The organism is Paraburkholderia sp. (assembly GCF_050742655.1).
Lineage (GTDB): Bacteria > Pseudomonadota > Gammaproteobacteria > Burkholderiales > Burkholderiaceae > Paraburkholderia.
In genome coordinates, this window is record NZ_JBOIGG010000025.1 from 14,773 (window position 1) to 39,339 (window position 24,567).

A 24,567-nucleotide genomic window follows, 5' to 3' on the forward strand; every position below is an offset into this window, starting at 1 on the left:
AGAGAAGGACCGAAAGCATGCTCCTGGCGCTAGCGCAATGGCTGCAGAATGACGCAAGCTTCCTGCGCGTGTTCAGTTATCTGACGTTTCGCGCGGTGATGGCCACCATCACCGCGCTGCTGATCGGGCTCGTCTGCGGCCCGTGGGTTATTCGCACGCTGGCCGCGATGAAGGTCGGCCAGGCGGTGCGCAAGGACGGCCCGCAGACGCACCTCGTGAAATCCGGCACGCCGACGATGGGCGGCGTGCTGATCCTGATCGGTATCGCGGTCTCGACGCTGCTGTGGGGCGACCTGACCAACCGCTTCATCTGGATCGTGATGCTCGTCACGTTCGGCTTCGGCGTGATCGGCTGGGTCGACGACTACCGCAAGGTCGTCTACAAGGATCCGCGCGGCATGTCGTCGCGCGAAAAGTATTTCTGGCAATCGGTGATCGGACTGTTTGCCGCCGTGTATCTCGCGTTCAGCGTGTCCGAGGCGAATAACGTCCGCGTGTTCGACCTGTTCATGGCGTGGGTGAGAAGTGGGCTGTCGATGGGCCTGCCTGCGCGCGCCGACCTGATGCTGCCGTTCGTCAAGTCGATCAGCTATCCGCTCGGCGTGTGGGGCTTCATCGTGCTGACGTATCTGGTGATCGTCGGCGCGAGCAACGCGGTGAACCTGACCGATGGCCTCGACGGCCTCGTGATCATGCCGGTCGTGCTGGTCGGCGCGTCGCTCGGCGTGTTCGCGTACGTGATGGGTAGCTCGGTGTATTCGAAGTACCTGCTGTTTCCGCACATCCCGGGCGCGGGCGAACTGCTGATCTTCTGCTCCGCGATGGGGGGAGCCGGGCTCGCGTTCCTCTGGTTCAACACGCACCCCGCGCAGGTGTTCATGGGCGACGTCGGCGCACTTGCGCTCGGCGGCGCGCTCGGCACGGTCGCGGTGATCGTGCGGCAGGAAATCGTGCTGTTCATCATGGGCGGGATCTTCGTCGCCGAAACGCTGTCCGTGATGCTGCAGGTCACGTGGTTCAAATACACGAAGCGGCGTTACGGCGAAGGGCGGCGCATCTTCAAGATGGCGCCGCTGCATCACCATTTCGAACTGTCGGGATGGAAGGAAACGCAGGTGGTGGTCCGCTTCTGGATCATCACGTTGATGCTGTGTCTGTTCGGTCTGTCCACGCTCAAGCTGCGTTAAGCAGGCAACGGAACAAAGGGAAAGCGATGTTTGGCGAGAAGTTTCGGGATCGGCAAAAGCCGATGGTGCTCGTGCTGGGACTCGGGGAATCGGGTCTCGCGATGGCGCGCTGGTGCGCGCGGCACGGGTGCCGGCTGCGCGTTGCCGATACGCGCGAAATGCCGCCGAACCTGTCCGGGCTCGCAGCGCACGGCATCGATGCCGATTTCGTCGGCGGCGCGTTTTCGCCGGTGCTGCTCGAAGGCGTCGAGCTCGTCGCGATCAGCCCGGGCCTGTCGCCGCTCGCTGCCGACCTCGTGCCGCTGATCGCCGCCGCAAGCGAACGCGACATCCCCGTGTGGGGCGAACTCGAATTCTTCGCGCAGGCGTTGAAGACGCTCGGCGAAAGCGGCTACGCGCCGAAGGTGATCGCGATCACCGGCACCAACGGCAAGACCACGACGACGAGCCTCACCGGCCTGTTGTGCGAACGCGCGGGCAAGAAGGTCGCGGTCGCGGGCAACATCAGTCCGGCTGCGCTCGACAAGCTCACCGAAGCGATCGACGCGACCGCGCTGCCCGACATCTGGGTGCTCGAAGTGTCGAGCTTCCAGCTGGAAACCGCGCACACGTTCGCGCCGGACGCGGCCGCGGTACTGAACATCACGCAGGATCATCTCGACTGGCACGGCGGCCTCGATGCGTACGCGGCCGCGAAGGGCCGCATCTTCGGGCCGCAAACAGTGCGCGTGCTGAACCGCGACGACACACGCGTGATGGCACTCGCGCCCGCCGCTGACAGGACCGCGCGGACCGTGACGTTCGGCCTGAACGAACCGGTGCGCGCCGGCGACTACGGCATGCTGCGCGACAACGGGATGTTGTGGCTCGTCGAGGCGCACGACCGCGATGCGACCGACGAAGCCCAATCGACCCGCCGCCGCAAGAGCGAAGCGACCGTGCCTGCGGATATCGGCCTGAAGCGCCTGATGCCCGCCGACGCGCTGCGCATCCGCGGCCTGCACAACGCGGCGAACGCGCTCGCCGCGCTCGCGCTTGCACGCGCGATCGGCTTGCCCGGCGCTCCGCTGCTGCACGGCCTGCGCGAGTATCACGGCGAGCCGCATCGTGTGGAGCTGATCGCGTCGATCGAAGGGGTCGACTACGTCGACGACAGCAAGGGCACCAATGTCGGTGCGACGGTCGCCGCGCTCGACGGGCTCGCGCAGCGCACAGTGCTGATCGCGGGCGGCGACGGCAAGGGTCAGGATTTCGAACCGCTCGCCGCACCGGTCACGCGCTGGTGCCGCGCGGTGATGCTAATCGGCCGCGACGCACCGCTGATTCGCACGGCGCTCGCGGACACCGGCATTCCGCTCGCCGATCACCCGACGCTCGAGGCCGCGACGCAGGCCGCGAGCGCGCTCGCACAACCAGGCGACGCCGTGCTGCTGTCACCGGCGTGCGCGAGTTTCGACATGTTCAAGGGCTATGCGCATCGTGCAGCGGTATTCCGCGGCACGGTGGAATACATCGCCGCAGAACGGGGGACGATGCTATGAACTGGTCCGAACGTTTCGGCTCGCGACTCGCGAAGCAACGCGGTTCCGCCGGCGGTGAAATGGCCGCGGGCCGCGCACGCACCGGCGGTCTCGCGAGTGCTGTGAACGGCGTGCGGCCGCTCCGGTCGCGGATGCTCGACTACGACCACTCGCTGCTGTGGGTGGTGATCGCGCTGCTCGGGCTCGGCGTGGTGATGGTGTACTCGGCGTCGATCGCGATGCCCGATTCGCCGAAGTACGCGGCCTACCGCGACTACGCGTTCCTCGTGCGCCACATCGTGTCGGTGACGATCGGCGCGGTCGCGGCGGTCGTCGTGTTCCGGATCCCGATCTCGACGTGGGACAAGTACGCACCGAAGCTCTTTCTGCTCGCACTGCTCGTGCTGGTGGTCGTGCTGATCCCGCACATCGGCAAGGGCGTGAACGGCGCGCGGCGCTGGATTCCGCTTGGCATCACGAACATGCAGCCGTCGGAGATCATGAAGCTCGCGGTGACGATCTACGCCGCGAACTACACGGTCCGCAAGCAGGAATACATGCACAGCTTCGCGAAGGGCTTCATGCCGATGGCGGTCGCGGTCGGTGTGGTCGGTGCGCTGCTGCTGCTCGAGCCGGACATGGGCGCGTTCATGGTGATCGCGGCGATCGCGATGGGCGTGCTGTTTCTGGGCGGCGTGAACGGCAAGCTGTTCGGCGGACTCGTCGCGACCGCGGTCGGCACGTTCAGTCTGCTGGTCTGGGCGTCGCCGTGGCGGCGCGAGCGGATCTTCGCGTACCTCGATCCGTGGGACGACCGCTACGCGCAGGGCAAGGCGTATCAGCTGACTCACTCGCTGATCGCGTTCGGTCGCGGCGAATGGTTCGGCGTCGGGCTCGGCGGCAGCGTCGAGAAGCTCAACTATCTGCCGGAAGCGCACACCGACTTCATCCTCGCGGTGATCGGCGAGGAACTGGGTTTCGTCGGCGTGCTCGTCGTGATCCTGCTGTTCTACTGGATCGTGCGGCGCTCGTTCGAGATCGGTCGTCAGGCGCTTGCGCTCGACCGTACGTTCGCCGGTCTCGTCGCGAAAGGCATCGGCCTGTGGTTCGGCGCGCAGACGTTCATCAACATGGGCGTGAATCTCGGTCTGCTGCCCACCAAGGGCCTGACGCTGCCGCTGGTCAGCTACGGCGGCTCCGGCATTCTGCTGAACTGCGTCGCGCTCGCCGTGCTGATGCGTGTCGATTACGAAAACCGGGTATTGATGCGCGGAGGCAAGGTATGACCGCAAGCGCGCGCACGCTGATGGTGATGGCCGGCGGCACTGGGGGACACGTCTTCCCGGGGCTCGCGGTCGCGCACCGGATGCAGGCGTGGGGCTGGCGCGTCGTATGGCTTGGCAACCCGGCCGGCATGGAAGCGACGCTCGTGCCGAAGCACGGCATCGCGATGGAATACGTGCGCTTCGACGGGCTGCGCGGCAAGGGACTGACGACGCGGCTGATGCTGCCGGTCAATCTGCTGCGCGCGTGCGTGCAGAGTCTGTCGGTGCTGCGTCGCGTGAAGCCGGACGTCGTGCTCGGGATGGGCGGCTACATCACGTTCCCAGCGGGGCTGATGACGGCGCTGACCGGCCGACCGCTCGTGCTGCATGAACAGAATTCGATCGCCGGACTCGCGAACAAAGTGCTCGCGAAGCTTGCGAAGCGCGTGCTCGTCGCGTTCCCGGGCGCGCTGCCGCATGCCGAATGGACCGGCAATCCGATCCGCGACGAACTCGCGCACACGCCGGCGCCGCAGACGCGCTACGCGGCACGCAGCGGTCCGCTGAACGTGCTGGTGGTCGGCGGCAGTCTCGGCGCGGCCGCGCTCAACGAGGTCGTGCCGCGCGCGCTCGCGCAGCTTGCGCCTGATGAGCGGCCGCGCGTCGTGCATCAGGCTGGCGCGAAACACATCGATGCGCTGCGGGCGAACTACGCGGACGCGGGCCTTGCGCCCGGCGACGACGTGCAGCTCGTCCCGTTCATCGACGACATGACGGCTGCATACGCGAACGCCGATCTGGTGATCTGCCGCTCGGGCGCAATGACCGTTGCGGAGATCGCGGCGGTCGGCGTGGCGGCGTTCTTCGTGCCGTTCCCGTACGCAGTCGACGACCATCAAACCACTAACGCAGCGTTCCTCGCCGGTCCCGGCGCGGCGCTCGTCGTACAGCAGCGCGATCTGACGGCGGACAGTCTCGCCGCCTGGTTGCGCAGCCAGACCCGCGACAGTCTCGCGGCAATGGCGGAGCGTTCGCGCTCGCTCGCGAAACCGGATGCCACCGAACAGGTCGCGACGATCTGTGCGACCGTCGCCGGCGCGATTCCGAGCACGAGCCTGGAAGGACAGCAATGAAACACATCGTTAAACACATTCACTTCGTCGGGATCGGCGGCGCCGGGATGAGCGGCATCGCCGAGGTGCTCGTGAACCTCGGCTATCACGTGAGCGGCTCCGATCTCACCAGCAACGCGGTGACCGACCGCCTCGCCGCGCTCGGCGCGAAGATCGCGATCGGCCACGACGCCGCGAACATCGAAGGCGCGAACGCGGTCGTCGTGTCGACGGCCGTGCGCGGTGACAACCCCGAAGTGCTCGCCGCGCGCCACCGCCGGATTCCGATCGTGCCGCGCGCAGTGATGCTCGCGGAACTGATGCGCCTCAAGCAGGGCATCGCGATCGCCGGCACGCACGGCAAGACCACGACGACGTCGCTCGTCGCGAGCGTGCTTGCCGCGGGCGGGCTCGATCCGACCTTCGTGATCGGCGGCCGGCTGATCAGCGCGGGCGCGAACGCGCGGCTCGGCACCGGCGACTTCATCGTCGCGGAAGCGGACGAATCGGACGCGTCGTTCCTGAATCTTTTTCCGGTGATCGAGGTCATTACCAACATCGACGCCGATCACATGGACACCTACGGCCATGACTTCGCGCGGCTCAAGCAGGCGTTCATCGAGTTCACGCACCGGCTGCCGTTCTACGGCATCGCGGTGCTGTGCGTCGACGATCCGAATGTGAAGGAAATCCTGCCGTTCGTGTCGAAGCCGATCATCCGCTACGGCTTTGCACCGGATGCGCAGGTACGCGCGGTGAACGTCGTCGCGCGCGACGGCAAGATGCATTTCACCGCGATGCGCGAGGACGCGGCCGCGATCGACATCGTGCTGAACCTGCCGGGTACGCACAACGTGCAGAACGCGCTCGCGGCGATCGCGATCGCGACTGAACTCGAAGTGAAGGATGCGGACATCCAGCGGGCGCTCGCGGATTTCAACGGCGTGGGCCGCCGGTTCCAGCGCTACGGCGAGGTGCCGGTCGCGGCAGACGACACGTCCCGTGGCACGTACACGCTGGTCGACGACTACGGTCATCACCCGGTCGAGATGGCTGCGACAGTCGCGGCGGCGCGCGGTGCGTTTCCCGACCGGCGCCTCGTGCTCGCGTTCCAGCCGCACCGCTTTACGCGCACGCGCGACTGCTTCGAGGATTTCGTCAAGGTGCTGTCGACGGTCGATGCGCTGGTGCTGACCGAGGTCTATGCCGCGGGCGAAGCGCCGATCATCGCCGCCGATGGCCGCGCGCTCGCACGGGCGCTCCGCGTCGCCGGCAAGGTCGAACCAGTGTTCGTCGAAACGGTCGATGAAGTACAGGATGCGCTCGCCGCGGTGGTGCGCGACGGCGATGTGGTGATCACGATGGGAGCGGGATCGATCGGCGGCGTGCCGGGTCGGCTCGCGCAAACGGAAGGTGTGAAATGAGCAGTATCGATCCGAAGCAATTCGGCAAGGTCGCGGTGCTGCTCGGCGGCGTGTCCGCCGAGCGCGAAGTGTCGCTCAACTCGGGCCGTCTCGTGCTGCAGGGGCTGCGCGGCGCGGGCATCGACGCGCATCCGTTCGATCCTGCCGAGCGTCCGCTCGCGGCGCTGAAGGACGAAGGCTTCGTGCGCGCGTTCAATGCGCTGCATGGCGGCTACGGCGAAAACGGTCAGATCCAGGGGGCGCTCGATTTCTACGGCATCCGCTATACGGGCAGCGGCGTGCTCGGTTCGGCGCTTGGGCTCGACAAGTTCCGCACGAAGCTGGTGTGGCAGCAGCTCGGCATTCCGACGCCGCCGTTCGAAACGGTGCTGCGCGGTGACGACTATGCGGCGCGCGCGACGGCGATCGTCGCGAAGCTCGGGCTGCCGTTGTTCGTGAAGCCGGCGAGCGAAGGCTCGAGCGTCGCGGTGATCAAGGTGAAGAGCGCGGACGCGCTGCCGGCGGCGCTCGCTGAAGCGGCGAAGTACGACCGCATCGTGCTGGCGGAGAAGAGCATCGAAGGCGGCGGCGAGTACACCGCGTGCGTCGCGGGCGATCTCGATCTGCCGCTGATCCGCATCGTGCCGGCCGGTGAGTTCTACGACTACGACGCGAAGTACATCGTCGACACGACGCAGTACCTGATTCCGTGCGGCGTGACGCCGGACGCCGAAGCGCGCCTGAAGATCCTGGCCCGTCGCGCGTTCGACGTGCTCGGCTGCACCGACTGGGGTCGCGCCGACTTCATGCTGGACGCGGACGGCAATCCGTATTTCCTCGAAGTGAACACGGCCCCGGGCATGACCGATCACTCGCTGCCGCCGAAAGCGGCGCGCGCGGTCGGCATCAGCTACCAGGATCTCGTCGTGAACGTGTTGTCTCTGACGCTGAAGGATTGAACGAACCGCCATGTGGAACAACGCTCGCCAGCTGAATTTCGCCGCCAACGCGCTGCACGCGTTGCTGGCGCTCGTGCTGCTGGCGGCCGGCGGGTACTGGGCGATCCAGCGGCCGAATTTCGCGCTGCGCGAGATCCTCATCGACGGCGACGTCGAGCACATCAACGCGCCGACAGTGCGCGCGGGTGTGGTCGGGCGGCTGAAGGGCAATTTCTTCACCGTCGATCTGGACGTCGCGCGGCAGGCGTTCGAGCAGATGCCGTGGGTGCGCCACGCGAGCGTGCGGCGCGTCTGGCCGAACGCGCTGGCTGTCACGCTCGAAGAGTACAAACCGCTGGGAACGTGGGGCAGCGATCAACTGGTCAGCGTGGACGGCGACCTGTTCACCGCGAACCAGGGCGAACTCGACGAGGATCTGCCCGCGTTCGATGGCCCGGACGGCACGGCGAAGGAAGTGGTGGCTCGCTATCGCGACTTCACGAAGTGGTTCGCGCCGCTCGGCGCGACGCCCGACGAAGTGACGCTGTCGCCGCGCTATGCATGGACGGTCAAGCTGTCGAACGGCACGCAGGTGGAACTCGGGCGCGAACGCAATCAGGACACGCTTTTCGATCGCTCGCGCCGGCTGACGGCGGCGTGGTCGGCGGTGACGCAACGGTGGGGGAAGGATATCGAGTATGCGGACTTGCGCTATCCGAACGGTTTCGCGATTCGTGCGGCAGGCATGCGCTTTCTCAGCGAACCCGACAAAGGCAAGAAGTAATGGGCGCCCCCAATCTGACGCTTCGCGTCAGCCCCCCGAGGGGGGCGATCCCCCAAGGGGACTTCCTGCGGGGCGGAAAACTTGGGGCGGCCCGGCGTTTTCTCATGAAACATCACACGCAATGAGCACCCTATGAGTAAAGACTACAAAGATCTGCTGGTTGCCCTCGACATCGGGACCGCGAAGGTCGTGGCCATCGTTGCCGAGCTGAAAGGCGAAGGTCACTACGAGGTGATCGGACTCGGCCAGAGCGAATCGAAGGGGCTCAAGAAAGGCGTCGTGGTGAACATCGAGGCCACGGTGCAGTCCATTCAGCGTGCGCTCGAAGAAGCCGAACTGATGGCCGACTGCAAGATCACGAACGTCTTCACCGGGATCGCGGGCAGCCACATCCGCAGCTTCAATTCGAGCGGGATGGTCGCGATCAAGGAAAAGGAAGTCACGCAGACGGACGTCGCGCGCGTGATCGAAACGGCGAAGGCGATCAACATCCCGACCGACCAGCAGGTGCTGCACATCCTGACGCAGGAATTCATCATCGACGGCCAGGAAGACGTGCGCGAACCGATCGGGATGAGCGGCATCCGGCTCGAAGTGAAGGTGCACATCGTGACGGGCGCGGTCAGCGCGGCGCAGAACATCGTGAAGTGCGTGCGCCGCTGCGGGCTCGAAGTGAATGACCTGATCCTGCAGCCGCTCGCGTCGTCGCTGGCGGTGCTGACGGAAGACGAGAAGGAACTGGGCGTGGTGCTGGTCGACATCGGTGGTGGCACGACCGACATCGCGATTTTCAGCGAAGGCGCGATCCGTCACACGGCGGTGATTCCGATCGCCGGCGACCAGATCACGAGCGATATCGCGATGGCGCTGCGCACGCCGACGCCGGACGCGGAAGACATCAAGGTGAGCTACGGCATCGCGAAGCAGGCGCTCGCCGATCCGGATGAAATGATCGAAGTGCCGGGGCTCGGCGAGCGCGGTCCGCGCACGCTGTCGCGCCAGGCGCTCGCGGCGGTCGTCGAGCCGCGCGTCGAAGAACTGTTTTCGCTCGTGCAGCAGGTCGTGCGCGAGTCGGGTTACGAAGAACTGCTGAGCTCGGGTGTCGTGCTGACGGGCGGCGCGGCGATGATGCCGGGCATGGTCGAGCTGGGCGAGGACATTTTCCTGAAGCCGGTGCGCATCGGCGTGCCGGAATACGCGGGCGGTCTCGCGGACGTCGTGCGCAATCCGCGTTATTCGACGGCGATGGGATTGCTCGTCGAAGGGCGCGCGCAACGGATGCGCGGTCGCAAGGTAGCGGTGCAGTCGGGGTCGATGGGACAGGTCTTCACGCGGATGAAGGACTGGTTCCTCGGCAACTTCTAGGCACGGACAGATTCATCAATACGCGCTGGTGCCGGCGGCCGGCGCGCGACAGGAGGTTGCCCGATCTCCTGCCGGATAACGGCCGAGTGTGGGTACTTTTTTTCTTGACGGAGGCAACATGGAATTCCAGATGCTGGAAACGGAAACCAACGGCACCATCATCAAGGTGGTGGGCGTTGGTGGCGCTGGCGGCAATGCCGTTCAGCACATGATCAACAAGGGTGTACAGGGCGTCGACTTCATCGTGATGAACACGGACGCGCAGGCGCTGTCGCGTTCGCGCGCGACCGCGGTGATCCAGCTCGGCAACACGGGTCTGGGCGCGGGTGCGAAGCCGGAAATGGGCCGTTCGGCCGCGGAAGAAGCGCGCGAGCGCATCGCGGACGCACTCCTCGGCGCGCATATGGTGTTCATCACCGCAGGCATGGGTGGCGGCACGGGTACGGGCGCGGCACCGGTGGTCGCGCAGATCGCGAAGGAGATGGGGATTCTGACGGTCGGCGTAGTTAGCAAGCCGTTCGAATTCGAAGGCGGCAAGCGGATGCGCGTCGCCGAAGCAGGCTCGCAGCAACTGGAGGATCACGTCGACTCGCTGATCGTCGTTCTGAACGACAAGCTGTTCGAGGTGATGGGCGACGACGCCGAGATGGACAAGTGCTTCCAGTGCGCAGACGACGTTCTGAACAACGCAGTTGCTGGCATCGCCGAAATCATCAACGTCGACGGTCTGGTGAACGTCGACTTCGAGGACGTGAAGACGGTGATGGGCGAGCAGGGCAAGGCGATGATGGGCACGGCGACGGTCGCCGGCGTCGATCGCGCACGCCTCGCGGCGGAACAGGCCGTGGCGAGCCCGCTGCTGGAAGGTGTCGATCTGTCGGGCGCGCGCGGCGTGCTGGTGAACATCACGTCGAGCCGTTCGCTGCGTCTGTCGGAAACGCGCGAAGTGATGAACACCATCAAGAGCTATGCTGCGGAAGATGCGACGGTGATCTTCGGTGCGGTGTACGACGACGCGATGGGCGACGCGCTGCGCGTGACGGTCGTTGCAACCGGCCTCGGCCGCGCAGCGAAGAAGCAGCAGTCCGCACCGATGACGCTGCTGCGCACCGGCACGGACAACCAGCCGATCGGTGCGATGCAGCACGCGTACACGCCGCAGCACGCGGGTACGGCGGACTACGGCGCGCTGGATACGCCGGCTGTGTGGCGCACGTCGCGCGATACAGCGGCATCGCATGTGCAGGCGTTGCAGGAAAAGGGCGTCGACACATACGATATCCCGGCGTTCCTGCGCAAGCAGGCGGACTGACGCGCACGGGCCAGGCTTTCGCCGCGGCGCGGCTGCATGATTGCAGCGCCGTTCGCGAATGCACGGGCGTGACGGATGGAGCCGCTGACAGACCGCGTTTCTCTGGAGCGCGGTAAGGACAGGTGCCCTCTTCGGTTTTTCGAAGCGGATCGGGCACGTGTCGCTGGAAAGCGAACCATCGCATCATTTGCGTCACGACTGCGTGCGGACTGGCTGTGCATCGATGTGAAGGACTGAGCATGATTCAGACTGGCGACAAGCTGCCCGACGCGACGCTCTTCGAGTTTGTCGAAGACGACCGCGCGGGCTGCACGATCGGACCGAACAGCTTCGACGTACACGGGCAGACGGCGGGAAAACGCGTGGTGATCTTCGGATTGCCGGGCGCGTTCACGCCGACCTGTTCGGCGAAGCACGTGCCAGGTTACGTCGAACACGCCGGGCAGTTGCGCGCTGCCGGCATCGACGAGATCTGGTGCGTGTCCGTTAACGACGCTTTCGTCATGGGCGCGTGGGGACGCGATCAGCACACCTCGGGCAAGGTGCGCATGATGGCGGACGGCAGTGCGGTTTTCACGCGGGCGCTTGGTCTGGAGCAGGACTTGTCGGCGCGCGGCATGGGGATCCGTTCCCTGCGCTACGCGATGGTGGTCGACGACGGCGTGGTCAAGACGCTGCGCGTCGAGGCACCCGGCAAGTTCGAAGTCAGCGATGCGCAGAGTATTCTTGCGACGTTGAGCTAGACGCAGCGGCGTCCGCCAGCCCTGCGTTGCTCGAGGGCAACGGCGAAAATGACGTCGTTGTGACAGGCCGTTACGCGGGCCGATGACCGGAAACGCCTCCGTTCCGGACATCGGCCCGCCACGCTTTCTTCCCGGAGGCCATGGGGTAACTCCGCGAAACAGATTGATACGTTCCGTGTAAAACGGGATTTGAACGAATGGAGTATAATCTCGGCTATTGAATAAAAAGTCCCGATTGGGATTTTCAATCGAGTAAAAGATCATCATGTTGAAGCAGCGGACTATCAAATCGATCGTGAAGACGGTCGGCATTGGCGTGCACTCGGGCCGCAAGGTCGAGTTGACGCTCCGCCCGGCCGGTCCTGACACCGGTATCGTGTTCACGCGAGTGGACTTGCCGACTCCTGTAGAAATTCCTGCGGCCACGACGGCGATCGGTGACACACGTCTCGCCTCCGTGCTTCAGAAGGATGGCGTGCGTGTTTCGACCATCGAGCATTTGATGTCGGCCTGCGCGGGTCTCGGCATCGATAACCTCTATGTCGATGTGACCGCGGAAGAAATTCCGATCATGGACGGCAGCGCCGCAACGTTTGTGTTCCTGATTCAGTCGGTTGGCGTCGAGGAACAGAACGCGGCGAAGAAGTTCATCAAGGTCAAGAAACCAGTCGAAATCCGCGAAGGCGACAAGTTCGCCCGCCTGGAGCCGTTTTTCGGTTTCAAGTTGAAGTTCACGATCGATTTCCGTCACCCGGCGGTCGATAAAACCGGGCAGGCGCTGGAAGTGGACTTTGCGCATACCTCCTACGTGCGTGAGATCGCCCGGGCCCGCACGTTCGGATATGCGCATGAAGTGGAAACGCTGCGCGAACTGGGTCTTGCTCGTGGCGCCAGTATGGACAACGCCATCGCACTCGACGAATACCGCATCCTGAACAACGACGGGCTGCGCTACGACGACGAGTTCGTGAAGCACAAGATGCTCGACGCGATCGGTGATCTGTATGTCGTCGGCCATCCGCTGCTGGCGTCGTACGAGGCGTACAAGTCGGGCCACGGGCTGAACAACGCGCTGCTGCGCGAACTGCTCGCACACGAAGATGCGTACGAAGTCGTCACGTTCGACGACCTGCAGCAAGCGCCCCGCGGCTTTGGATACGACGCGCAAACTGCGTTTGCGTGAGTTTTTGCTGAACGAATGAAAAAGGGCCGGAAAAATTTCCGGCCCTTTTTCATTTAACCCTGCTTTCTCAGATGCCGCTTCGCCATTCTGGCAAGCGCCTCCTGCAATGGCGACGCCTCCAGCGATTCGCTGAGCGCCTGCAGCGCAGCCGCACCGACCTCCGTCATCCGTGCCTGCTTTAGTGGCGTGGGCTCCTTGACCGATTGCGGACGCACCCGGATCTTCAATGCGTTCACCGCCCAGCCGCGCTGTTGCAGATCGGCAAGCAGCCGCGGCTCGAGATGCCGCAGCCGCGCGGCGAGCGCGTTATGCGCGGCGAAGAGCGCAAGCACGCCGTCCTTGATGAACCCCGGTTCGACGCTCGTCGCGAGGTAATCGGGCAGCATCGTTTTCAGATCGCGCTCGAGCGCGGCAATCTGCTCGACGCCCGCGCGCAGCGCTGCGAACTCATCGGTGCGGCCGAGCAACTCCGACACCGGCTGCGGCCGGCGGGGATTGAATGGTCTTGAAAAAGATGTGAAACGGCTCATGTGCGAAGGTGAGGGCACGCTTGCGCGTCGAGCGCGGCGGTCCGTAAATTGTACCTTGTGTCCGGTTGGACGTTGACCACGACGACCGCCTTTTTTGCGCCGGCGGAGCCCGCCGGCGTGCCCAGCGGGCGGCGTTGCGCGGTCTTTTCCATGACACAGGCGCTGGCGGGGGCGCGTGCTAAAATCCCCGATTCGAATTCACTCTTGGACTAAGTCGCCGGGGCCCCACCGACACCGGGCGCGCAGCGCGCGAACACCGCGCCTGACGCCTCGCCGAAGCCGCGACGCAGACACCGATCCGATGACCACCGGTTTTCTCCAGAAGATTTTTGGCAGCCGCAACCAGCGGCTCGTCAAGCAGTATCAAAAGACCGTCTTGGCGATCAATGCGCTCGAGCCGCAGATCGAGCAGTTGACGGACGATCAGTTGCGCGCCAAAACGGGTGAATTCCGCCAGCGCGTCGCGAGCGGCGAATCGCTCGACAAGCTGATGCCCGAAGCATTCGCGGTCTGCCGCGAAGCGAGCAAACGCGTGCTGAAAATGCGCCACTTCGACGTCCAGCTGATCGGCGGGATGGTGCTGCACTACGGCAAGATCGCAGAAATGCGCACAGGCGAAGGCAAGACGCTCGTCGCCACGCTCGCCGCCTATCTGAACGCACTGTCGGGCCGCGGCGTGCACGTCGTGACGGTCAACGACTACCTCGCGCAGCGCGACGCCGAATGGATGGGTCGGCTGTACAACTTCCTCGGGCTGTCGGTCGGCATCAACCTGTCGCAGATGGACCACGGCATGAAGCAGGAAGCCTACGCCGCGGACATCACCTACGGGACCAACAACGAATTCGGCTTCGACTACCTGCGCGACAACATGGTCTACGAGACCGACGCACGGGTACAGCGCGCACTGAATTTCGCGATCGTCGACGAAGTGGATTCGATCCTGATCGACGAAGCGCGCACGCCGCTGATCATCTCCGGCCAGGCCGAAGATCACACGGAACTGTACGTCCGGATGAACGCACTGCCGCCGCTGCTCGAACGGCAGATCGGTGAAGAAAAAGCCGACGGTACCGGCGTCGAGAAGCCGGGCGACTACACGCTCGACGAGAAAGCGCGTCAGGTGTTCCTCACCGAATCGGGTCACGAGAAAGCCGAGCGGCTGCTCGCCGAGTGGGGGCTGATCGGTGACGGCGAAAGCCTCTACGCGCCGCAGAACATCACGCTGATGCACCACGTGTACGCCGCACTGCGCGCACACACGCTGTTCTACATCGATCAGCACTACGTCGTGCAGAACAGCGAAGTCGTGATCGTCGACGAATTCACCGGCCGGCTGATGTCCGGCCGCCGCTGGTCGGACGGTCTGCATCAGGCGGTCGAGGCGAAGGAGCATGTGAAGATCCAGAGCGAGAACCAGACGCTCGCATCGATCACGTTCCAGAACTACTTCCGCATGTACGCGAAGCTGTCCGGCATGACCGGCACGGCCGATACCGAAGCGTACGAATTCAACGAGATCTACGGTCTTGAAACGGTCGTGATCCCGACCAACCGTCCGCCGAAGCGGAACGACAAGCAGGATCAGATCTACAAGACCGCGAAGGAACGCTACGACGCGGTGATCCGCGACATCCACGAGTGCTTCGAACGCGGCCAGCCGGTGCTGGTCGGTACGACGTCGATCGAGAACTCCGAGCTGCTGTCGAACCTGCTGAACAAGGCTGGCTTGCCGCACGAAGTGCTGAACGCGAAGCAGCACGCGCGGGAAGCGGAGATTGTCGCGGAAGCGGGCCGTCCGCAGCGCGTGACGATTGCGACCAACATGGCCGGTCGCGGTACCGACATCGTGCTCGGCGGCAACGCCGAGAAGCAGGCCACGTTCCTCGAAGCCGACGAGTCGCTTTCCGCCGATGAAAAGCAGCGCCGCATCCAGCAATTGCACGACGAATGGCAGGCGCTGCACGACCGGGTGAAGACCGCGGGCGGTCTGCACATCATCGGCACCGAGCGTCACGAGTCGCGCCGGATCGACAACCAGTTACGCGGTCGCGCAGGCCGTCAGGGCGACCCGGGTTCGTCGCGCTTCTACCTGTCGCTGGAAGATCCGCTGCTGCGCATTTTCGCCGGCGACCGCGTGCGCTCGATCATGGACCGTCTGCGGATGCCCGAAGGCGAGGCGATCGAAGCGGGCATCGTCACGCGCTCGATCGAATCGGCGCAGCGCAAGGTGGAAGCCCGCAATTTCGACGTCCGCAAGCAGCTGCTCGAATACGACGACGTGTCGAACGATCAGCGCAAGGTGATCTACCAGCAGCGCAACGAATTGCTCGAAGCGCACGACATCGCCGAAACGATCGGCGCGATGCGCCACGGCGTGATCAACGACATCGTTCATCAGTTCGTGCCGGTCGGCAGCATCGAAGAGCAATGGGACGTGCCGGAGCTCGAAGAAGTGCTGCGCAACGAATGGCAGCTCGATCTCGCGATCCAGGAGATGATCAACGAGTCGCAGTCGATCAGCGCGGAAGACATTCTCGAAGCGGTGACCAGCGCCGCCGACGAAGCGTACGAATCGAAGGTCGAGCAGGTAGGCCGCGAATCGTTCAGCACGTTCGAGCGCTCGATCATGCTGCAGACGCTCGACCGTAGCTGGCGCGAACACCTCGCCGCGCTCGATCACCTGCGCCAGGGCATCCACCTGCGCGGCTATGCGCAGAAGAACCCGAAGCAGGAATACAAGCGCGAAGCGTTCGAACTGTTTGCCGCGATGCTCGATTCGGTGAAGCTCGAAGTCACGCGTTTCGTGATGAACGTGCAGATCGGATCGCCGGAGCAACTCGAGCAGGCCACCGAGCAGATCGAAGAAGAAGGCGGCCATCTCGATCACGTGGAGTTCCGCCACGCCGATTTCGCGGAAGCAGGCGCAGCCGTTGCCGCGCCGATCGCGATGGATGCGGCCGCGACGATGATCGGCGACGCGATGAGCCACGGTGGCGCGGCCGAACCGCTGCCGGCGGGCAGTGTGCCGAAGGTCGGGCGCAACGATCCATGCCCGTGCGGCAGCGGCAAGAAGTACAAGCAGTGTCACGGCAGGATTGCATAATCAATCTCGAAAGCGGCGCGCAATGAGCGCGCCGCTTTGGTATTGCACAGGCCGTCGTTGACGGCGCGTTGATTTCGCGATGAACCGGCCGTCACGCCGGCGCATCGTTCCATTCCCTCATGCCGGCTTCCTGCCGGCATTTTCCGCTACGACAGGTCGCGACCATGGCTGTCAATTTCCCCTCGATCGATCCCGCTCAACTGCATCCCGTCGCTGGCGTCACGCTCGGCTGGGCAGAGGCGAACATCCGCAAGCCGAACCGCAAGGACGTGCTCGTCATTTCCGTCGACGAAGGCGCGACGGTCGCGGGCGTGTTCACGTCGAACCGCTTCTGTGCGGCGCCGGTCATCGTGTGCCGCGAGCATCTCGAGCGCGTGCGAGCGGGCGGTCCCGCGATTCGTGCGCTGGTCGTGAACACGGGGAACGCGAATGCGGGTACCGGCGAGCCGGGTCTTGCCCTCGCGCGCGAAACCTGCGATGCGCTCGCGGAACTCCTGGGCGTCGCACCGCAACAGGTGCTGCCGTTCTCGACCGGCGTGATTCTCGAACCGCTGCCGGTGGATCGCCTGAAGGCCGGCTTGCCCGCCGCACTCGAGAACCGCCGGGCCGCGCACTGGTACGACGCCGCGCAGGCGATCATGACCACCGACACGCTGCCGAAAGCGGTGTCGCGTCAGGTGACGATCGACGGCCACACGGTCACGTTCACCGGCATCAGCAAGGGCGCCGGGATGATCAAGCCGAACATGGCGACGATGCTCGGCTTCCTCGCGTTCGACGCCGCGGTCGCGCAGCCGGTGCTCGACGCGCTCGTCAAGCACGTGGCGGATCGCTCGTTCAACTGCATCACGATCGACGGCGATACGTCGACGAACGACTCGTTCATCCTGATCGCGTCGGGGAAATCGACGCTGCCGGCGATCACGTCGACGGACGCGCCCGCGTACGCCGCACTGCGCGACGCGGTGACCGAGGTTGCGCAGACGCTCGCGCAACTGATCGTGCGCGACGGCGAAGGCGCGACGAAATTCATGACCGTGCAGGTGGAAGGCGGCAGCAGCGTCGCCGAATGCCGGCAGATTGCCTACGCGATCGGCCATTCGCCGCTCGTGAAAACAGCGTTTTATGCGTCCGATCCGAATCTCGGCCGTATCCTGGCCGCGATCGGCTATGCGGGGGTGACCGATCTCGACGTCGGCAAGATCGATCTATACCTCGACGACGTACTGGTTGCAAAAGCGGGCGGCCGTAATCCGGACTACCGCGAAGAAGACGGGCAGCGCGTGATGAAGAAAAGCGAGATCGCGATTCGCGTGCTGCTCGGACGAGGCGATGCGCAAGCCACGATCTGGACTTGCGATCTGTCGCACGAATACGTGAGCATCAATGCCGACTACCGCTCCTGATCCGCATTTCTTCTCCCATGGATAAGCTCGAACAATTTTTGACCCGCGCCGAGGCGTTGCTCGGTCGTCTGGAGGCGGTGCTTCCGCCCGCGGCACCCGATATCGACTGGAACGCGGCCGTCGCGTTTCGCTGGCGCACGCGCCAGGGGCGCGGCTATCTGCAGCCCGTGCCGACCATTTCGGCGATCACGCTCGATGACCTGCGGAACATCGACCGGCAAAAAGCGCTGATCGAACAGAACACGCGCCAGTTCGTCCGCAATCTGCCCGCGAACAACGTGCTGCTGACAGGCGCGCGCGGCACCGGCAAGTCGTCGCTGATCAAGGCGTGCCTGAACGCGTATGCGAGCGAAGGCCTGCGTCTGATCGAAGTCGACAAGGACGATCTGCATGACCTCGGCGATATCGTCGACCTGATCTCCGCGCGTCCCGAGCGCTTCGTCGTGTTCTGCGACGATCTGTCGTTCGAGGACGGCGAGTCGGGCTACAAGGCCTTGAAGGTCGCGCTCGACGGCTCGATTGCCGCGCAATCGGACAACGTGCTGATCTACGCGACGTCGAACCGCCGTCATCTGTTGCCCGAGTACATGAGGGACAACGAGACGTACAAGCACACGTCGGACGGCGAGATCCATCCCGGCGAGGTGATCGAGGAAAAGATCTCGCTGTCCGAGCGCTTCGGGTTGTGGGTGAGCTTCTATCCGTTCAAGCAGGACGACTACCTGTCGATCGTCGGGCACTGGCTGCGCCATTTCGGCTGCGACGACGTGGGCGTCGAGGCGGCGCGCGGCGACGCACTGGTGTGGGCGCTCGAACGCGGATCGCGGTCGGGGCGCGTCGCGTGGCAGTTCGCACGCGACTGGTCCGGCCGCCGGGCCGCCGTATGACGGCCGGTACTGAGCAATCCGTCGCGCGGCCCGTTACCGAAGTGGCGGTTGGCGTACTGGTGAAGCCCGATGGCCGCTACCTGCTCGCCCAGCGGCCGGCCGGCAAGCCGTACGAGGGCTACTGGGAGTTTCCGGGCGGCAAGCTCGAACCGGGCGAAACGGTCGAAGCGGCGCTCGCGCGCGAGTTGCACGAGGAGCTTGGCATCGACGTGAAGGCGAGCCATCGCTGGCACACGCTCGAGCATGACTACCCGCACGCGTACGTGCGGCTGTACTTCTGCAAGGTCACCGAGTGGGATGGGGAGCCGCACGGGCGCGAGGGCCAGGCGTTCGTCTGGCAGACGCTGCCCGCAGATGTCGAGCCGCTGCTGCCCGCGACGATTCCGGTACTGGAGTGGCTCGCGGCGGAATGAACTGGCGGGTCGGCGCCTGGTGCGGTTAGTGCGGGCGGTCGCCGCCCGGCGTATCGTCCGACGGCAGCTCCTCGTCGGCGCCGCCGATCCGGAATTTTTCGGCGGCCCAGGCGCCGAGGTCGATCTGCTTGCAGCGCTCGGAACAGAACGGGCGGAAGCGGTTCTCAGGGGTCCAGCGGACGTCCTTTGCGCAAGTGGGGCATTTGACGATGGTAGGCATACGGTCGGACAACGCAGATTGAAACTGAACGGATAACGTAGGTGCGGGCGTTCTGCCCGACTTTAAAGGTGCAATGACTCGCGCCGCGCTACAGACTGCACAGCGTCAGCTGGAACGGCACGTCGACATCCACCGCGCGCGGCCGCAGGTCGCCGTCCTGCACGGTGAAGCGCACCCACAGCATGTACTTGTTCGCGCTCGCTTCCGGGATCACCCGCAGCTCCGGCGCGACGCGCACCTGCATCAATTGATACGAGCGGCCCGACAGCATCTGCTGGTAGCTGCCTTGCATCGCCATCACTTTCGACGCCTGACCCGATTCGCGCGCGAGGCGCAGCACGATCGTCGCGGCATCGCGTAACGGCAGCAACGGCATCACCCATTTTGCGATGTCATGGCGCCGCTGGTCGGGCTGGGTCTGTTGCCACGCGTAGTACGACGGCAGATCGAACTTGCAGGTGCCGCCCGGGATGATCGCGCGGCTGCGGATGCTCGCGAGCCATTCGTTGTCTGCAAGATGCTGGCCAGTCTTGCCCTGCATCTGCGACAGGCCCGTCAGCGTCTGCTCGATTTCTCCCAGCACGGCCTCGAGCGCATTCTGCTCGATGCCCGGATTGCCGCGGAACGGCGCGAGCGTCTGGCGCTGCCGTTCCAGTTCTTTCATGAGATCCGATTTGAGGTCGGCGCGACCCGCGACTTCGGCGATTTCGAACAGCGTGATCAGCGCGACGTGGTGTTCCCTGGCGTCTTCCTGGGTCAGGAAGAACGTGAAGCGCTCGAACAGGTCTTCGAGGCGCAGCAGCGTCCGGATTCGCTCGTTGAACGGATACTCGTAAAGAATCAAGCGGGCTCGCCTCGGGCGTGGTCGGTGACAGGATCGTGCGGGACATTCTAATGCCGTGAGACTACCCCCGCAATCACACACTTTTTGCGTGTCTTCACACTGTGTGTTCTGTCTGCGATTGCACCATCCGAGTTCCCGCAAAAGCGTCGCAAGACGTGCGGTATCGCCTAGTTTTGCGTGGCGCGAGACAGATAGCGGTGATGCAGCGCGTCGACGTCGGCACGCAGCGTGTCGAGCGACGCGTCTTCGTCGTTGACGATTGTGTCGTCCGCTGCCGCGAGGCGCTGTTCGCGCGTCGCCTGGCGGGCGACGATGGCCAGCACCTGGTCGCGTGTGAATCCGTTGCGGCGCATGACGCGCCCGATCTGCGTGTCGACGCTGCAATCGACGACCAGCACGCGGTCCACCCGCGTCTTCCAGCTACCCGATTCGACGAGCAGCGGCACGACGACGATCACATACGGGCCGCTCGCGTCGCGCCGCTCGCGGTCGGTTTCCGAGCGGATCAGCGGGTGCGTGATCGCTTCGAGCCGCAGACGCGCGGCGTCGTCGCTGAAAATCAGCGTGCGCATCCGCACCCGGTCGAGCGAGCCGTCGGCCGCGACGTACGACGGTCCGAACGTCTGCGCGATGAGCGGCATCGCGGCGCCGAGCGGCGCGGTGATCCGATGTGCGATCACGTCCGTATCGACGATCGTGACGCCGAGCGCGCCGAACAGATTCGCGACCGTCGATTTGCCGCTACCGATGCCGCCCGTCAGTCCCACCGAGAACATGGTCAACCTCCGAGTGCGAGATAGAGCGGCGTGCCGACGAACAGCGTCACCGCGCCGCCGGCTGCGAGAAACGGGCCGAACGGCAGTGGCTCCTCGAAGCGCATGCGGCCGCGCCATGTTGCCGCGAGCCCGATAACTGCGCCGGCCACCGCCGCGATCAGCACGATCTGCGGCAACGCGGCCCAGCCGAGCCACGCACCCAGCGCAGCGAGCAGCTTGAAGTCGCCGTAGCCCATGCCTTCGATGCCCCGCACCAGCCGGAAGATCCAGTGCACGCACCATAGAGTGAGATAGCCGGCGATCGCGCCGAGCACCGCGTCGTGCAGGTTCGTGAAAAGTCCGTTGAAATTGACGATCAGCCCGGCCCACAACAGCGGCAGCGTGATCGAGTCGGGCAGCAGATGCGTGTCGATGTCGATCGCACTGGTGGCGAGCAGCGTCGCGCACAGCCCGAAGGCCGCGATCGCCATCAGTGTAGGACCGAACGATACCAGCGCCCCAACCGCGCAGGCCGCGCTCGCAAGCTCGAGCAGCGGATAGCGGAAGCTCACGCGCATGCCGCACGCGGAGCAGCGCCCGCGCAGCAGGACGTAACTCAGTACCGGGATGTTTTCCCACGCGCGCAGCGTGTGGCCGCACTGCGTGCATGCGCTGCGCGGCAGCCACAGGTTGTAGCGGGGCGGGAGGCCGTCGTCGGTGGGCTGCTCGCCGGTGGCGTCGCCAACCTCGTCGCGCCACGCGCGTTCCAGCATGATCGGCAGGCGATGGACGACCACGCTCAGAAAGCTCCCGATGACGAGCCCGAGCACGATCGCGAATGCGATCTGGACGCCGGGCGGCAGCAGGCTGAACGTCATGCCGACGTCGGCGGGGAAGCGGCCGGGCGGGCCGCTGAACGGGGATTCGGTCACGAACGGAGAGTGCGCCGGCATAGGGGAAACGGTGGATTCGGCTGCGATGCTACACCACGTTGCCGAGTTGGATGATGGGAAGATACATCGCGACTACGAGGCCGCCGACCAGCGCTCCGAGGATGGCGATCACGAGCGGTTCGCACAGGCTCGCGAGCACGCCGATCTTCTCGTCGACCTGCCGGTCGCCGAGCGCGGCGACGTCGAGTAGCATTGTGTCGAGCGCACCCGATTCCTCCGCTACCGCGACCGGTTGGACCACCTCCTGCGGGAAGCAGCCCGCCGCGCGCATTGCAGCGGCGAGCCGCTCGCCGCGTCGCAGCCGGGACGCGATACCGGCGCTCGCGTGGTCGAAGTATGCGTTGCCGGTGGCGTGGGTGAGCGAATCGAATGCATCGGCGAGTGGCGTGCCGGCCGACAACAGTGTGCCGAGCGCACGCGCCCAGCGAGCGGCGCACAACGTACGCAGCAACGGACCGAACAGCGGCATGCGCAGCGACAGCCGCGCGACCCGGATGCGTGCAGTCGCCGAGCGCCGCAACAACCGGCCGACGACGACGCTGCCCGCGCAGATCGCAGCAGCGACCGGCCCGCTCCAGCGCGCGGCCGCAGAGGACAGCGCGAGCACGATCTGCGTGGGCACGGGCAGCTTCGCGCCGAAGCTGTCGAAGATTTGCGCGAACGTCGGGACGACCCAGATCAGAAGAGCCGCGGTGATCGCCATGGCGAGCAACAGGATCGCCGCCGGATAGGTGAGCGCGGCACGTACTTTCGCGCGCTGCGCGGCGGCGCGTTCGCGGTCGTCGGCGATGCGCGCGAGAATCGACGGCAACGCGCCCGCCGTTTCGCCGACGGCGACCAACTGACAGTACAACGCGCCGAATTGCGCCGGATGCCGTTGCAATGCCGACGAGAAATCGCGGCCGGCCGTGATGTCGCGTGCGAGTGCGGCGACGATGCGCGGCATCCCGCGCGGGCCTGGGGCCTGGCCGAGCAGGTCGAGTGCGGGTGCAAGCGGCAGACCGGCTCGCAGCAGGTTCGCGAGCTGGCGTGTGAACAGCGTGACGTCTGCGGCACGCGTCCGTGGTTTCCGTGCCTGGCGGCGCCCGGTGAACTCGACTGCGAAGAGGCCGTCACGTCGTAGCGCGGTCCGGGCTGCTGCGGCGTCGGGCGCGACGATCGCACCACGTCGTGGCGCGCCATCGGGGGCGAACGCGTGCCAGACGAAGCGCCATTCGTGCGATCCGTGTGTCTCCGCGCGATCTGCTTCGATTGCGGCGTGGTTCATCGGGTCTCCGTCGCGCTCAGTGCTTCGGCGAGGCTGGTGGTGCCGTCGCGCACGCGAGCGAGTGCCGCATCGCGCAACGTACCGACCCGTTCGCGTTGCGCGTGCGCCGAGATTGCCGTGCTGTCCGCGCGCGTGACGATCAGTGCGCGCATCGATTCCGTCACGGGCATGACCTGATGGATGCCGACGCGTCCGCGGTAGCCGATGCCGTGACACCCCGCGCAGCCGACTGCGGCATACGGATGCCAGCCGTCGAGATCGGTCGCGTCGAAGCCGGCGGCGCGCAATGCCGCGGGCGATTCCGGTGCGGGCATGCGGCACGATGGACAGAGCCGCCGCACGAGACGTTGCGCCGTAACGAGCCGCAATGCGGCGGCGAGATTGTAGGGCTCGACGCCGATGTCGATCAGCCGCGCGACGGCCGCAGGGGCATCATTGGTGTGCAACGTGGAGAGCACGAGATGGCCGGTTTGCGCCGCCTTGACGGCGACGTCGGCGGTTTCTTCGTCGCGAATCTCGCCGACCATGATGACGTCCGGGTCCTGACGCAGGAACGCACGCAGCGCGACCGCGAACGTCAAGCCGGCTTTCTCGCGCACGCCGACCTGATTGATGCCGGCCAGCTGGATTTCAGCCGGATCTTCGACCGAGCACAGGTTGCGCGACTCGGCGTTCAGCATCTGCAGGAAGCAGTACAGCGATAGCGTCTTACCGCTGCCGGTCGGACCCGTGACGAGCACGAGGCCATGCGGTGCGCGGATCGCGGCGTCGACCGTGTCGCGCTGTTGCGCGTCGAGCCCGAGCGCGTCGAGTGTGAGTTGGGCAGGCAACGCCTCGAGCCGGCGTAGCACGAGCTTTTCGCCGAACAACGTTGGTAGCGAGTTGACGCGGTAATCCTCGAAGACGCCTTTCGCGACGGCGAGCCGGAGCCGGCCGTCCTGCGGCACGCGCCGCTCGGCGATGTCCATCCTCGCGAGCACCTTCACGCGGCTCACGAACGCATCGCGCAGATGCGCGGGCGGCCGCGCGATTTCGTGCAGCACGCCGTCGATTCGCAGCCTGATTCGCCAGCCGCGTTCCGCTGGTTCGACGTGGATGTCGGATGCGTCGCGTTGCGTCGCTTCATGCAGCGTGTCGGTCAGCAGGCGGACGGCGGGCGCGCTATCGGTGTCGTCGGCGGTAGCTGTCGCGCCTGGGAACGGGAGGCGATTTGGTGAGGTCGGCGTGCCGCTGTCGGACGAGCCGGCAGCGGATTGCGGCGTGCCGCGAGAAAGCGAGGACATCGAAGACCGGCAGGAAGCCGCCTGTAGAACAAGACGGCTTCATCTTCCGCGAACGGGTGTTGCTGCTCCATTCGGCCGGATGGCTAGCGGC

22 protein-coding genes are annotated in these 24,567 nt (G+C 65.3%); 15 read left to right on the forward strand and 7 right to left on the reverse strand.

Features of this window, described 5'->3' with window-relative positions:
• Nucleotides 1–17 precede the first annotated feature (17 nt).
• The 11 genes from mraY (at nucleotide 18) to lpxC (ending at nucleotide 12,812) form a co-directional block, all read left to right on the forward strand.
• Nucleotides 18–1,187 (forward strand): phospho-N-acetylmuramoyl-pentapeptide-transferase, encoded by a 1,170-nt coding sequence (gene mraY / locus ACREXZ_RS27170; RefSeq protein WP_431767232.1) that lies wholly within the window; start codon nucleotides 18–20, stop codon nucleotides 1,185–1,187.
• Between the two features lie 26 nt (nucleotides 1,188–1,213).
• Nucleotides 1,214–2,728 carry a UDP-N-acetylmuramoyl-L-alanine--D-glutamate ligase gene (gene murD, locus ACREXZ_RS27175; RefSeq protein ID WP_431767233.1) on the forward strand — a complete coding sequence of 505 codons (1,515 nt, stop codon included), beginning with the start codon at nucleotides 1,214–1,216 and terminating at the stop codon, nucleotides 2,726–2,728.
• Entirely contained in the window at nucleotides 2,725–3,993 is a 1,269-nt protein-coding gene (gene ftsW, locus ACREXZ_RS27180) for a putative lipid II flippase FtsW (protein ID WP_431767234.1), read from the forward strand. Before murD ends, ftsW begins: the two co-directional genes overlap by 4 nt.
• The gene (gene murG / locus ACREXZ_RS27185) at nucleotides 3,990–5,105 is read left to right on the forward strand and encodes an undecaprenyldiphospho-muramoylpentapeptide beta-N-acetylglucosaminyltransferase (RefSeq protein ID WP_431767235.1); all 1,116 of its coding nucleotides are present in this window, start codon (nucleotides 3,990–3,992) and stop codon (nucleotides 5,103–5,105) included. Before ftsW ends, murG begins: the two co-directional genes overlap by 4 nt.
• Entirely contained in the window at nucleotides 5,102–6,508 is a 1,407-nt protein-coding gene (gene murC / locus ACREXZ_RS27190) for a UDP-N-acetylmuramate--L-alanine ligase (protein WP_431767236.1), read from the forward strand. The genes murG and murC overlap by 4 nt, the downstream gene beginning before the upstream one ends.
• On the forward strand, nucleotides 6,505–7,446 hold the full coding sequence (locus ACREXZ_RS27195) for a D-alanine--D-alanine ligase (protein WP_431767237.1): 942 nt from the start codon (nucleotides 6,505–6,507) through the stop codon (nucleotides 7,444–7,446). The genes murC and ACREXZ_RS27195 overlap by 4 nt, the downstream gene beginning before the upstream one ends.
• A 10-nt stretch (nucleotides 7,447–7,456) precedes the next feature.
• Nucleotides 7,457–8,209 (forward strand): cell division protein FtsQ/DivIB, encoded by a 753-nt coding sequence (locus ACREXZ_RS27200; RefSeq protein WP_431767238.1) that lies wholly within the window; start codon nucleotides 7,457–7,459, stop codon nucleotides 8,207–8,209.
• A gap of 132 nt (nucleotides 8,210–8,341) precedes the next feature.
• On the forward strand, nucleotides 8,342–9,574 hold the full coding sequence (gene ftsA / locus ACREXZ_RS27205) for a cell division protein FtsA (protein ID WP_431767239.1): 1,233 nt from the start codon (nucleotides 8,342–8,344) through the stop codon (nucleotides 9,572–9,574).
• Between the two features lie 118 nt (nucleotides 9,575–9,692).
• Nucleotides 9,693–10,886, forward strand: a complete 1,194-nt coding sequence (gene ftsZ / locus ACREXZ_RS27210; RefSeq protein WP_431767240.1) for a cell division protein FtsZ — start codon at nucleotides 9,693–9,695, stop codon at nucleotides 10,884–10,886.
• Between the two features lie 239 nt (nucleotides 10,887–11,125).
• On the forward strand, nucleotides 11,126–11,629 hold the full coding sequence (locus tag ACREXZ_RS27215) for a peroxiredoxin (RefSeq protein WP_431767241.1): 504 nt from the start codon (nucleotides 11,126–11,128) through the stop codon (nucleotides 11,627–11,629).
• 265 nt (nucleotides 11,630–11,894) lie between these two features.
• Nucleotides 11,895–12,812, forward strand: coding sequence for a UDP-3-O-acyl-N-acetylglucosamine deacetylase (gene lpxC, locus ACREXZ_RS27220; RefSeq protein ID WP_431767242.1), 918 nt, complete (start codon nucleotides 11,895–11,897; stop codon nucleotides 12,810–12,812).
• A 53-nt stretch (nucleotides 12,813–12,865) separates the two neighbouring features.
• On the opposite strand, the gene ACREXZ_RS27225 is transcribed toward lpxC, so the two are convergent.
• A complete protein-coding gene (locus ACREXZ_RS27225; RefSeq protein WP_431767243.1) occupies nucleotides 12,866–13,342 on the reverse strand; it encodes a DciA family protein in 477 nt (158 codons plus the stop codon).
• 301 nt (nucleotides 13,343–13,643) lie between these two features.
• Between ACREXZ_RS27225 and secA the strand changes: the two genes are divergently transcribed.
• The 4 genes from secA (at nucleotide 13,644) to ACREXZ_RS27245 (ending at nucleotide 19,154) form a co-directional block, all read left to right on the forward strand.
• Nucleotides 13,644–16,448, forward strand: a complete 2,805-nt coding sequence (gene secA / locus ACREXZ_RS27230; protein WP_431767244.1) for a preprotein translocase subunit SecA — start codon at nucleotides 13,644–13,646, stop codon at nucleotides 16,446–16,448.
• Between the two features lie 164 nt (nucleotides 16,449–16,612).
• Complete coding sequence (gene argJ, locus ACREXZ_RS27235; protein ID WP_431767245.1) at nucleotides 16,613–17,854, forward strand: bifunctional glutamate N-acetyltransferase/amino-acid acetyltransferase ArgJ; 1,242 nt, start codon at nucleotides 16,613–16,615, stop codon at nucleotides 17,852–17,854.
• A gap of 17 nt (nucleotides 17,855–17,871) precedes the next feature.
• Complete coding sequence (locus ACREXZ_RS27240) at nucleotides 17,872–18,741, forward strand: ATP-binding protein (protein ID WP_431767246.1); 870 nt, start codon at nucleotides 17,872–17,874, stop codon at nucleotides 18,739–18,741.
• Entirely contained in the window at nucleotides 18,738–19,154 is a 417-nt protein-coding gene (locus ACREXZ_RS27245; protein ID WP_431767247.1) for an NUDIX domain-containing protein, read from the forward strand. The genes ACREXZ_RS27240 and ACREXZ_RS27245 overlap by 4 nt, the downstream gene beginning before the upstream one ends.
• Nucleotides 19,155–19,179: 25 nt before the next feature.
• On the opposite strand, the gene yacG is transcribed toward ACREXZ_RS27245, so the two are convergent.
• The 6 genes from yacG to ACREXZ_RS27275 form a co-directional block, all read right to left on the reverse strand.
• Nucleotides 19,180–19,374 (reverse strand): DNA gyrase inhibitor YacG, encoded by a 195-nt coding sequence (yacG, locus tag ACREXZ_RS27250; RefSeq protein ID WP_431767248.1) that lies wholly within the window; start codon nucleotides 19,372–19,374, stop codon nucleotides 19,180–19,182.
• 88 nt (nucleotides 19,375–19,462) lie between these two features.
• Nucleotides 19,463–20,218 carry a cell division protein ZapD gene (zapD, locus tag ACREXZ_RS27255; protein ID WP_431767249.1) on the reverse strand — a complete coding sequence of 252 codons (756 nt, stop codon included), beginning with the start codon at nucleotides 20,216–20,218 and terminating at the stop codon, nucleotides 19,463–19,465.
• Between the two features lie 167 nt (nucleotides 20,219–20,385).
• A complete protein-coding gene (gene coaE / locus ACREXZ_RS27260; protein WP_431767250.1) occupies nucleotides 20,386–20,994 on the reverse strand; it encodes a dephospho-CoA kinase in 609 nt (202 codons plus the stop codon).
• Between the two features lie 2 nt (nucleotides 20,995–20,996).
• Nucleotides 20,997–21,926, reverse strand: a complete 930-nt coding sequence (locus ACREXZ_RS27265) for a prepilin peptidase (protein ID WP_431767251.1) — start codon at nucleotides 21,924–21,926, stop codon at nucleotides 20,997–20,999.
• A 28-nt stretch (nucleotides 21,927–21,954) separates the two neighbouring features.
• Nucleotides 21,955–23,193: a type II secretion system F family protein gene (locus ACREXZ_RS27270; RefSeq protein WP_431767252.1), complete on the reverse strand. Its 1,239-nt coding sequence runs from the start codon at nucleotides 23,191–23,193 to the stop codon at nucleotides 21,955–21,957.
• Nucleotides 23,190–24,476 carry a GspE/PulE family protein gene (locus ACREXZ_RS27275; protein WP_431767253.1) on the reverse strand — a complete coding sequence of 429 codons (1,287 nt, stop codon included), beginning with the start codon at nucleotides 24,474–24,476 and terminating at the stop codon, nucleotides 23,190–23,192. The genes ACREXZ_RS27270 and ACREXZ_RS27275 overlap by 4 nt, the downstream gene beginning before the upstream one ends.
• Nucleotides 24,477–24,567: the final 91 nt, after the last annotated feature.